Origin of the sequence: Streptomyces sp. NRRL F-4489 (genome assembly GCF_001509485.1) — a bacterium.
Classification (GTDB): Bacteria; Actinomycetota; Actinomycetes; order Streptomycetales; family Streptomycetaceae; genus Streptomyces.
In genome coordinates this window covers 1-10137 of the sequence record NZ_LLZI01000063.1, presented here as the reverse complement: position 1 = coordinate 10137, position 10137 = coordinate 1, and the positions used below count along the sequence as shown (strand labels likewise).

The window sequence follows — 10137 nt, the reverse complement described above, 5'->3', positions numbered from 1 at the left end:
GGAGGGGGCGGTCGGGGGCGGGGGCCAGGGCCGGGTGCCGGGCACGGCGGGCTGGTGGGCGGGCGGCGGGCGCGGCCGTACGGGGTACGGGCGCGCCCGCGCGCGGCTACAGGAGGGCGCCGGCGGCGAAGCGGAGGACCAGCTGCGGGGCGCCGGAGAGGACCACGCCGAGGGCGGTGGCCAGGGCCAGGGCGGTGGCCAGGGCGGCGGGGACCGGGGCGCGGGTGCGGCCGGCGGGGGCCTCGGCGGGTTCGCCCGCGGGGGCCTCGGCGGGGCGGAAGAGGGCCGCGGTCCACTGGAGGTAGTAGTAGAGCGCGATCACCACGTTGGCGGCCATGACGACGGCGAGCCAGCCCAGGCCGGCGTCGACCGCCGCGGAGAAGACCGTGACCTTGGCGAACAGGCCGATGACGCCCGGCGGCAGGCCCGCCAGGCAGAGGAGGAAGAAGCCGAGGGCGAGCGCCACCAGGGGGCGGCGGTGGTACAGGCCCCGGTAGTCGGCGAGGCGGTTGGCGGGGCGGGTGCGGGCCACCAGGGCGGCGACCGCGAAGGCGCCGAGGTTCACCGCCGCGTACATCAGGGCGTAGGCGACGGTGGCGCCGATGGCGTGCGCCGGGTCGTGGGCGTAGCCGGCCGCGGCGATCGGGACGAGGAGGTAGCCGGCCTGGCCGACGGAGGACCAGGCGAGCAGGCGGATCGCGCTCCGGTCGCGGGCGGGGTCCTGGCGGAGCGCGGCGGCGTTGCCCACGGTCATGGTCAGCGCGGCGAGCACGGCCAGCGCCGGGCCCCACACGTGCGCGTAGGACGGGAAGCCCTGGACGGTGACGAGGATCAGGCCGGAGAAGCCGACCGCCTTGCCGACGACGGAGAGGTACGCGGCGATCGGCAGCGGCGCGCCGACGTAGGTGTCGGGCACCCAGAAGTGGAACGGGGCCGCGGCCGTCTTGAAGGCGAAGCCGACCAGGGTGAGCGCGACGCCGGCGCCGGCCAGAGTGGCCAGGCGGGGGTCCGGGAGGGCGGCCAGGGCGTGCGCCACCCGGGTCAGGTGCAGGCTCCCGGTGGCCGCGTAGACGAAGCTCACCCCGAGGAGCATCACGGCGGTGGCGGCCACCGAGGAGAGGAAGAACTTCAGCGCCGCCTCGGAGGAGAGCCGGTCGCCGCGGCGCAGGCCGACCAGGGCGAACGCGGGCAGCGAGGCGACCTCCAGGGCGATGACCAGGGTGGCCAGGTCCCGGGAGGCGGGCAGCAGGGCCGCCCCGGCGGCGGAGGAGAGCAGCAGGAACCAGTACTCGCCGGCGGGCAGGCCGTGGTCCTTGACGGTGTCGATGGACAGCAGGGCCGTCAGCAGGGCGCCGGCGAGGACCAGGAACTGGATGGCCAGCGTGAAGTGGTCGGCCGCGTAGCTGCACGCCCGGGGGGTGCCGGTGAGGCAGAAGGTGCGGCGGTGGCCGTCCAGGAGGGGCAGCAGCAGAAGCGCGGCGGCAGCCAGGCCGGCGGTCGAAACCCAGCCCAGCAGGGGCTTGCGGGCGGCGGGCAGGAAGAGGTCGGCGACCAGCACCACCAGGGCGGTGGCCGCGGTGAGGGTGGGCGGGGCGATGGCGAGCCAGTCGACGGACTGGACCAGCGAGGTGACCTGACTCATCACTTACCGCCTCCGAGGAGCTGCTGGACGGCCGGGTTCGTGAGGCCGAGGAGGGCCGCGGGCCACAGTCCGGCGAGGACGGTGAGGACGGCCAGGGGGCCCCAGGCGGCGTATTCGTGGCGCGCGAGGTCGGGGACGGCGGGGGCCGCCTCCTGGGGGGCGGCGCCGGCCGTGAGGGTGCCGCCCATGCAGACCCGGCGGACGACCAGCAGCAGGTACGCGGCGGTCAGCAGGGTGCCGAGGCCGGCCAGGGCCATGAACGTCAGGAAGGCGGGGCGGCTGAGGCCGGCGGCCGGGTGGAAGGCGCCGAACATCGCCAGCATCTCGCCCCAGAAGCCGGCGAGTCCGGGCAGGCCCAGGGAGGCGACGGCCCCGAAGGCGAGCAGGCCGCCGAAGCGGGGCGCGCGGCCGTAGAGGGCGGCGCCGGTGGTGCCCGAGAGGGTGTCCAGGTCGCTGCTGCCCAGGCGGTCCTTGAGGCCGCCGACGAGGAAGAAGAGCAGGCCGGTGATCAGGCCGTGCGCGATGTTGGCGAACAGCGCGCCGTTGACGCCGGTGGGGGTCATGGTGGCGATGCCCAGGAGGACGAAGCCCATGTGGCCGACCGAGCTGTAGGCGATCAGGCGCTTGAGGTCGCCCTTGGCACCGGTGCGGACCAGGGCGAGGCAGGCCAGCGAGCCGTAGACGATGCCGGCGGCGGCCAGCGCGCCCAGGTAGGGCGCGACGGTGTGCAGGCCGTCCGGGGTGATCGGCAGCGCGATCCGCACGAAGCCGTAGGTGCCCATCTTCAGCAGCACGCCGGCCAGCAGCACCGAGCCGGCGGTGGGGGCGGCGGTGTGCGCGTCGGGCAGCCAGCTGTGCAGCGGCCACATCGGGGACTTGACGGCCAGTCCGATGCCGACGGCGAGCACCGCGAGGAGCTGGACGGTGTGGCTGAGCTGGGCTTTCGGGCCGTTGTCAGTGGCGAGTGCGACCATGTCGAAGGTGCCGGATTTCAGCCCGATGAGGAGGAGGCCGAGCAGCATGACGACGGAGCCGAGCAGCGTGTAGAGGATGAACTTCCAGGCCGCCGCGCGCCGTCCGGCACCGCCCCAGCGGGCGATGAGGAAGTACATCGGGATCAGGACGGTCTCGAAGGCCAGGAAGAAGAGCATCAGGTCCTGGACGGCGAAGGTGGCCAGGGTGCCGGCTTCCAGGACGAGGATCAGCGCCACGAACGCCTTGGGGGACGGGCCCTTGGGCATCACGAAGTAGCTGTAGAGCGCGCAGAGGAAGGTCAGCAGCGCGGTCAGGACGAGGAGGGGGAGCGAGATGCCGTCGACGCCGAGGTGGACGCGGATGCCGAGCGCCGGGATCCAGCTGAGGTCCGTGGTGGCCTGCATACGCGCCGGGTGAGCGTGGTCGAAGCCGGCGGCCAGCGCGATCGTCGCGGCGAGCACCACGGCGGTGACGGTCACCCCGTGCCGCAGGACGGCCTGGTCGGGGTTCTTCCCCTTCAGACCGGGCGGGGCCGGCAGCAGCGCGGCGAGCGCGCCGAGCAGGGGGAGGACGACGGAGCCCGCGAGGAGGAGCTGCATGGCGGTGTGGTTCACGGTCAGGCTCCCGTGCCCGTAGCGACGAGGACGGCGGCGATGGCCAGGACGAGCGCACCGGCCAGCAGCGCCCCGAGGTAGGTCTGCACGTTCCCGGTCTGGGCGCGGCGGACGGCGGCGCCCAGCCAGCGGGGCGCGGCGCCGGCGCCGCTGACGTAGGTGTCGACGACCGCGTGGTCCAGGAAGCGGACCAGGGTCGCGGCGGCGCGCACGGGCCGGACGAACAGCGCGGTGTAGACGGCGTCGAGGTGGAAGCCGGCGGCGGCGTGGCGGTGCAGCGGGCCGAGGAGGAGCCGGCCGGGGTCGGCCGGGTCCGGGGCGCCGGCGATGTCGCCGTAGGCCGGGGTGTGGACGTCGATGGCGACTTCCTCGGCGGCCGCCGGGGACAGGTCGGGCGCGGCGGCCACCGCGCCGAGCGGGGCGCGGGCGGCGCGGGCGGTGGTGTGCCGCCAGGCGGCGTAGGTGGCCAGGCCGCCGATGAGGGCGGCGCCGGTGCCGAGGACGGAGGTGGTGGCGGTCGGGGTGAGCGAGCGCCCGTCGAACCACGCGGGCAGGAAGGGGGCGGCCAGTCCGAAGCCGACGGTGGGGACGAAGAGGACCCACAGCACGGCGGTCATGGCGAGCGGCTGCTTCCCGTGGTCGGCGGCCTCGGGGCCGGTGCCGCGGAAGGCGAGCAGCCACAGCCGGGTGGCGTAGGCGGCGGTGAGGAGGGCGGTGAGCAGACCGGCGAGGAAGACCGTCCAGCCGGCGGCGCCGGGGATGCCGGCGGCGTGGCCGGTGGCGGCGTGCTCGGCGGCGCCCAGGACGGCTTCCTTGGAGAAGAAGCCGGCGAACGGCGGGATCGCGGCGAGCGCGAGGAGGGCGACGGTCAGCGTCCAGAAGGCGTCCGGGATCCGCCGGGCCAGGCCGCCGGTGCGGGACATGGCGGCCAGCGAGTTGGTGCCCGCGGCGTGGATGACCACGCCCGCGCCGAGGAAGAGCAGGGCCTTGAACGCCCCGTGCGACAGGAGGTGGAAGACGGCGGCGCCGCGGTCGCCGACGGCCAGCGCGCCGGTCATGTAGCCGAGCTGGCCGACGGTCGAATAGGCCAGCACCCGTTTGATGTCGTCCTGGGCCAGCGCGGCCAGGGCGGAGCCGACCATGGTCACCGCGGCCATGACGGCGAGGACGACCAGCGCGGCCGCGGAGGCGGCGAAGACCGGGAGGAGGCGGGCGACGACGTAGACGCCGGCGGCGACCATCGTCGCGGCGTGGATCAGCGCGGAGACCGGCGTGGGGCCGGCCATCGCGTCCGGGAGCCAGGTGTGCAGCGGGAACTGCGCGGACTTGCCCGCGACGCCGGCCAGCAGCAGCAGCGCGATCAGCGTCGGGTGGTGCAGGCCGTCCCGGGCGATGTGGCCGAGGATGCCGGTGATCCGGAAGGTGCCGGTGTCGGCGGCCAGCGCGAAGATGCCGAAGAGGAAGGGGACGTCGCCGAGCTTGGTGACCAGGAACGCCTTGAGGGAGGCGGACCGGGCGGCCTCGGTCTCCCAGTAGTGGCCGACGAGGAAGTACGAGCAGATGCCCATCACTTCCCAGCCGACCAGCAGCACCATCAGGTCGCCGGTGTAGACGACCAGCAGCATCGCGGAGGTGAAGAGCGAGACCAGCGCGGCGTAGGACGGGTAGCGCGGGTCGTCGCGGAGGTAGGCCGTGGAGTAGATCTGCACGCAGGTCGCCACCACGCCGACGAGGACGGCGATGAGCGCGGCGAAGCCGTCGATGTGCAGCGCCAGGTCGATGGGGAGCGAGCCGGTCGGGGTGAGCCGGGTGGCGACGTCGGTGGCCGGTCCGGCGCCCTGGCCCGCGGCGACGGCGACGGTCAGGACGGCCGAGGCGAGCGTCGGCAGGACGGCCAGCGGCCGGACGAAGCCGGGCGAGCGGCGGCCCAGCAGGAAGCCGGCGGCGGCCCCGAGGAAGGGCAGGAGGGGGACGAGTACGGCGGTGGTGGTGAGCGTCACGCGGTGGCCTCCGCCCCGGTGTCCGGCCGCGGCCGCCGCGCCCCGTCCGCGCCGTCGCCGGCGCCCGGGCCGGCGGGTCCGGCGGGGCGTTCGGCGAGGTCGCGGAGGCGGTCGATGTCGGAGCTGCCGCGGTTGCGGTAGACGAGCAGCACGATCGCCAGCCCGATGCCGATCTCGGCGGCGGCGACGGCGATGGTGAAGAGGGTCAGGGCCTGGCCGGCGTGCAGGGTGTCCCGCAGCCAGACGTCGAAGGCGACGAGGTTGAGGTTGACGGCGTTGAGCATCAGCTCGACGGACATCAGCACCAGGATCGCGTTGCGGCGCGCGAGCACGCCGTACAGGCCGGTGCAGAAGAGGAGGACGGCCAGCACGGCCGGGTAGACGAGGTGCATCAGTCCCGCTCCTCCCCCGCGGCGCCGGGCGCGACGGCCTCGGCGGCGCCCTTCTCCCCGCCGCGGCGGGACAGCACGATCGCGCCGACCAGCGCGGCGAGCAGCAGCACGGACAGCGCCTCGAAGGGCAGCACCCAGTAGCGGAACAGGCTGCGCCCGGAGACCTCCGAGGAGCCCTGGGCGGCCCCGCCGAGGTCGATCCAGGTGGTGCGGAAGGCGTCGGCGACGACCCAGACCAGGGTGGCGGCGGACGCGCCGGCCACGGTGAGCGCGGCCCAGCGGTTGCCGGAGTCGGCGTCCGGGGACGGCCCGATGGGCGCCTTGGTGAGCATCAGCCCGAAGAGCAGCAGCACCACCACCGAGCCGACGTAGATCAGCACCTGCACCCAGGCGATGAACTCCGCGGTGAGCAGGAGGTACTCCACGGCGACCCCGCCGAGCGCGGCCACCAGCCACAGGGCGGCGTGGACGAGCTGCCGGGAGGTGACGGTGACCAGGGCCGCGCCGAGGGTGGCGAGGCCGACGAGGACGAAGGCGATCTCGACGCCGGTGGGCGAGAGGAAGCCGTGGCCGGCGGCGGCGAGCGTCACGTTCCCTCCTCCTGTGGATTGTCGGTGCCGGCGGCCTGCGCTTCGGCGGCCTGCTGGGCGGCGAGCTTGTCGGCGGTCTTGCGGGCGGCGGCGATCTCCTTGGGCTCCTCGGCAGCCGGGTCCAGGGCGGGCGGCTCGGGCACCGTCCACATCCACTCGCGGAGCTTGTCGCGTTCATGCGTCAGCTCGCGGATGTCGGTCTCGGCGTACTCGAACTCCGGCGACCAGAACAGCGCGTCGAACGGGCAGACCTCGATGCAGATCCCGCAGTACATGCACAGCGCGAAGTCGATCGCGAAGCGGTCCAGGACGTTGCGGCTGCGCTCCCGGCCCCCGGGGGCGGCCGGCGGCACCGTCTCCTTGTGGGAGTCGATGTAGATGCACCAGTCCGGGCACTCGCGGGCGCAGAGCATGCAGACCGTGCAGTTCTCCTCGAACAGCCCGATGACGCCGCGGGTGCGGGGCGGGAGGTCGGGCTGGACGTCCGGGTACTGCGCGGTGACGGTTTTGCGCGTCATCGTGCGGAGCGTGACGGCCAGGCCCTTGGCCAGGCCGGAACCGGGGATTCCGCGGGACCGCTTGGCGGGCGTCGTGGCGGCGTCGTGGTCGTGCGACGGGCGGGACATCAGGAGATCACCACCTTGACGATGCCGGTGAGGGCGATCTGGGCGAGCGCGAGCGGGATCAGGACGGTCCAGGCGAGCTTCTGCAGCTGGTCCTCGCGCAGCCGCGGATAGGTGACCCGCAGCCAGATGACGACGAAGCAGAGCGCCACGGTCTTCACCAGCGTCCACAGCCAGCCCAGGCCGGCGGCGCCGAACGGGCCGTGCCAGCCGCCGAGGAAGAGCACCGCGGTCAGCGCGCTGAGCACGACGATGCCGGCGTACTCGGCGAGCAGGAAGAGCGCGAAGCGCAGGCCGGTGTACTCGGTGTACGCGCCGAAGATGATCTCGGAGTCGGCGACCGGCATATCGAACGGCGGCCGCTGGAGCTCGGCCAGCCCGGCGGTGAAGAAGACCACCCCGCCGATGATCTGCCACGGCACCCACCACCAGTGGAAGGCGTCGAGGATGCCGGGCAGCGAGAGGGTGCCGGCGGCCATCGCGACGGACGCGGCGGCCAGCAGCATCGGCAGCTCGTAGGCGAGCAGCTGGGCGGCCGTGCGCAAGCCGCCGAGCAGGGAGAACTTGTTCGCCGAGGCCCAGCCGGCCATCAGCGAGCCGAGCACGCCGACGCCCATCACGGCGAGGACGAAGAAGACGCCCGCGTCGAGGGCCTGCCCGACGGCGTTGTGCGGGCCCACCGGGATGGCGACCATGACCAGGAGGTACGGCAGCAGCGCGACGGCGGGCGCGAGCTGGAAGATCCGCCGGTCGGCGCCGGCCGGGACGACGTCCTCCTTCTGCGCGAACTTCACACCGTCGGCGACCAGTTGCGCCCAGCCGTGGAAGCCGCCCGCGTACATCGGGCCGAGGCGGCCCTGCATATGGGCCATGACCTTGTGCTCGGTCTGGCCGATGACCAGCGGGAAGACCAGGAAGACGACGAAGACGGCGAGGACCCGCAGCACCAGCGCGAGGGTGTCGCTCATGGGGTGTCGCCTCCTTCGGGGTCGGGGGCCTGGGGGGGCTCGGGCTTGTGGTCGGGCTCGGGCTTGGGGTCGGGCTTCGGCGCGGCCTGGGGAGCTTCCGGGGTGCGGTCCTGTTCCCGTTCCGGGGTGGTGCCGGGGGCCGGGCGGTGCCAGGGGGCGTCGGTGGAGCGCGGGGCGGTGGGGGCCTTGGGCGCGGCGGTGTCGCCGGTGGCGGCCGCCTGCTGGCTGGCCGAGCCGGCGCTCACGCTGCGGGTGCGCCGGGCCGGGCGCTCGGCCGCGGCGCCCGCCGCCCCCGCCGCCCGCGCACCGCGCGCCGGACGGGCCGGGGCGGGCGGCAACTGGCCCTTGAGCGGCCCCCATTCGTTGGGGTCGGGCACGCCCGGCGGCAGCATCTGCCGCCGCTTGGGCCCGCCGTGTTCGGACTCCCCCGGCTCCTTGGCGCCCGGCCACGCCTTGGCGACCCGGGCCGCCAGCACGAAGTCCTTGCGCAGCGGATGGCCCTCGAAGGTCTCCGGCAGCAGCAGCGGCACCAGGTGCGGGTGGCCGGTGAAGTCCACGCCGAACATCTCGTGGGTCTCCCGCTCGTGCCAGCCGGCGCCCGCGAACACGCCCACGGCGGTGGGCAGCGCGGGCGCGTCGTGCGGCACGGTGGTCCGTACGACCAGCCGGCGGACCGTTCCGGGGCGGCTCACGTCGGCGAGGTGGGCGCAGATCCGGAAGCCGGTGCCGGGCTCGTCGACGGCGCTCAGCCAGTCGAAGTAGGTGCAGCCGAGGTCGTCGCGGGCGGCGGTCAGCGCGGCGGTCCAGGCGTCCGCCGGCACGTCGACGGTCAGCAGGCCGTACGCCAGCTCGGCCGCCGCGCCCGGGCCGAAGAGCTGGGCGGCGGGGGCGGGCAGCCAGCCGACGGGGGCTTGCTCCGGGGCCGGTGCCGGTGCCGGTGCCGGTGCCTGCTCCTGGGGCTGCTGCTCGGGCTGGTCGCTCATCGCGGTTCCTCCCCAGGGGTCCCCGGGGTCCCAGCGGTCCCGGGGGTGCCCGGTGCGGGCGGCGGGGTCACCAGGCCGCTGCGGAGCGCGGCCGCGGACGGCCGGCCGGCCTGTCCGTAGCGCTCGCCGAGCGACTCCCGGGCGATCTTCTCCTGGAGCTTGAGGATGCCCTGGAGCAGCGCCTCCGGGCGCGGCGGGCAGCCGGGGACGTAGACGTCCACCGGGATGATCTGGTCGACGCCCTTGGTGACGGAGTACGAGTCCCAGTAGGGGCCGCCGCAGTTGGAGCAGGCGCCGAAGGAGATGACGTACTTCGGCTCCGGCATCTGCTCGTAGAGCCGCTTGACCGCGGGCGCCATCTTGTCGGTGACGGTGCCGGAGACGACCATCAGGTCGGCCTGGCGGGGACCGGGCGCGAACGGGATCACGCCGAGCCGGATGAAGTCGTGCCGGGCCATGGACGCGGCGATGAACTCGATGGCGCAGCAGGCCAGGCCGAAGTTGAAGACCCACAGGCTGTAGCGGCGGCCCCAGTTCAGGACCACCTTCATGGGCTCGGGCGCGAGCCGGGACAGCGCGCCGAGGCGCCGCGGCTCCGGCAGCGGGACGGGCGCCGGGGCGGCGGGCGCGGCGGAGGCGGAGGCGGACGCGGCGGAGGCGGGGTTCACGTCCATTCCAGGACGCCCTTCTTGTACGCGTAGAGCAGGCCGATGGCGAGGAAGCCGAGGAAGACGAACATCTCCACCAGCGTGACACCGCCGAAGCCGGGCGCGGCGAAGACCGTCGCCCAGGGGAAGAGGAAGATCGAGTCGACGGCGAAGACGACGTAGAGGAAGGCGTAGACGTAGTAGCGGACCTGGGTGTGCGCCCAGCCCTCGCCGACCGGGTCGACACCGCATTCGTACGTCAGCAGCTTCTCGGGCGTGGGCACGACAGGGCGCAGCAGCCGCCCGGCCCCGAAGGCCGCGGCGACGAACAGCACCCCGACCACGGCGATGATCCCGACGGCCGCATAGCCCTGGAAATAGTCCGCGGCGACGGTGGTGCGTACGGTCGCGTCCGGCACGTCCGCCCCTCGCTCCCTGACTGCGTTTCTTGAAACGACTTTTACACGATCTGTACGGACGGGAGTCTAGGCCCTGCCCCGGAGACGCCCACCAGGCGCGTCTTCCCGGATGGCCGGGGTTGTCCCCACTTCGCCCGTGATGGGTGGCCGGCAGCGTAGACGGCGGACCCGCTTGTCTCATGGACTGTCTCAGCCAGCGGACGCGAGGCGTCTGGATGGCGGGATGCCGGGTCGGTGTCAGGGGGTGGGGGCGGCTCCGTACGGGCCCGGTGGGGTCGGGGGTG

Annotated in this window: 10 protein-coding genes; all 10 read right to left on the bottom strand. The window is 74.2% G+C overall.

From position 1 onward, the window contains the following. Nucleotides 1–106: 106 nt before the first annotated feature. From ADL22_RS07730 to ADL22_RS07685, 10 genes are read right to left on the bottom strand one after another with little or no spacing between them, the layout of a single operon-like run. Nucleotides 107–1642, bottom strand: coding sequence for an NADH-quinone oxidoreductase subunit N (locus ADL22_RS07730; protein ID WP_066975069.1), 1536 nt, complete (start codon nt 1640–1642; stop codon nt 107–109). Then, entirely contained in the window at nt 1642–3216 is a 1575-nt protein-coding gene (locus ADL22_RS07725) for a complex I subunit 4 family protein (protein WP_066975073.1), read from the bottom strand. The genes ADL22_RS07730 and ADL22_RS07725 overlap by 1 nt, the downstream gene beginning before the upstream one ends. A 17-nt stretch (nt 3217–3233) precedes the next feature. Further along, complete coding sequence (locus ADL22_RS07720; protein WP_066975067.1) at nt 3234–5231, bottom strand: NADH-quinone oxidoreductase subunit L; 1998 nt, start codon at nt 5229–5231, stop codon at nt 3234–3236. Next, nucleotides 5228–5623 (bottom strand): NADH-quinone oxidoreductase subunit NuoK, encoded by a 396-nt coding sequence (gene nuoK / locus ADL22_RS07715; RefSeq protein ID WP_066975065.1) that lies wholly within the window; start codon nt 5621–5623, stop codon nt 5228–5230. Before nuoK ends, ADL22_RS07720 begins: the two co-directional genes overlap by 4 nt. Further along, entirely contained in the window at nt 5623–6213 is a 591-nt protein-coding gene (locus ADL22_RS07710) for an NADH-quinone oxidoreductase subunit J (protein ID WP_066975062.1), read from the bottom strand. Before ADL22_RS07710 ends, nuoK begins: the two co-directional genes overlap by 1 nt. Next, nucleotides 6210–6839, bottom strand: a complete 630-nt coding sequence (locus ADL22_RS07705) for a NuoI/complex I 23 kDa subunit family protein (protein WP_066975059.1) — start codon at nt 6837–6839, stop codon at nt 6210–6212. The genes ADL22_RS07710 and ADL22_RS07705 overlap by 4 nt, the downstream gene beginning before the upstream one ends. After that, the gene (locus ADL22_RS07700; protein WP_066975057.1) at nt 6839–7804 is read right to left on the bottom strand and encodes a complex I subunit 1/NuoH family protein; all 966 of its coding nucleotides are present in this window, start codon (nt 7802–7804) and stop codon (nt 6839–6841) included. Before ADL22_RS07700 ends, ADL22_RS07705 begins: the two co-directional genes overlap by 1 nt. Next, a complete protein-coding gene (locus ADL22_RS07695) occupies nt 7801–8787 on the bottom strand; it encodes an NADH-quinone oxidoreductase subunit C (protein ID WP_079063920.1) in 987 nt (328 codons plus the stop codon). The genes ADL22_RS07700 and ADL22_RS07695 overlap by 4 nt, the downstream gene beginning before the upstream one ends. Then, on the bottom strand, nt 8784–9461 hold the full coding sequence (locus ADL22_RS07690) for an NADH-quinone oxidoreductase subunit B (RefSeq protein ID WP_066975056.1): 678 nt from the start codon (nt 9459–9461) through the stop codon (nt 8784–8786). Before ADL22_RS07690 ends, ADL22_RS07695 begins: the two co-directional genes overlap by 4 nt. Beyond that, nucleotides 9452–9853, bottom strand: coding sequence for an NADH-quinone oxidoreductase subunit A (locus ADL22_RS07685; protein ID WP_066975053.1), 402 nt, complete (start codon nt 9851–9853; stop codon nt 9452–9454). The genes ADL22_RS07690 and ADL22_RS07685 overlap by 10 nt, the downstream gene beginning before the upstream one ends. Nucleotides 9854–10137: the final 284 nt, after the last annotated feature.

Coding starts and splice junctions, on each gene's coding strand:
- ADL22_RS07705 (WP_066975059.1), bottom strand. CDS start 6,839: ATGTCCCGCCCGTCGCACGACCACGACGCCGCCACGACGCCCGCCAAG.
- nuoK (WP_066975065.1), bottom strand. CDS start 5,623: ATGCACCTCGTCTACCCGGCCGTGCTGGCCGTCCTCCTCTTCTGCACC.
- ADL22_RS07695 (WP_079063920.1), bottom strand. CDS start 8,787: ATGAGCGACCAGCCCGAGCAGCAGCCCCAGGAGCAGGCACCGGCACCG.
- ADL22_RS07725 (WP_066975073.1), bottom strand. CDS start 3,216: ATGCAGCTCCTCCTCGCGGGCTCCGTCGTCCTCCCCCTGCTCGGCGCG.
- ADL22_RS07700 (WP_066975057.1), bottom strand. CDS start 7,804: ATGAGCGACACCCTCGCGCTGGTGCTGCGGGTCCTCGCCGTCTTCGTC.
- ADL22_RS07690 (WP_066975056.1), bottom strand. CDS start 9,461: ATGGACGTGAACCCCGCCTCCGCCGCGTCCGCCTCCGCCTCCGCCGCG.
- ADL22_RS07730 (WP_066975069.1), bottom strand. CDS start 1,642: ATGAGTCAGGTCACCTCGCTGGTCCAGTCCGTCGACTGGCTCGCCATC.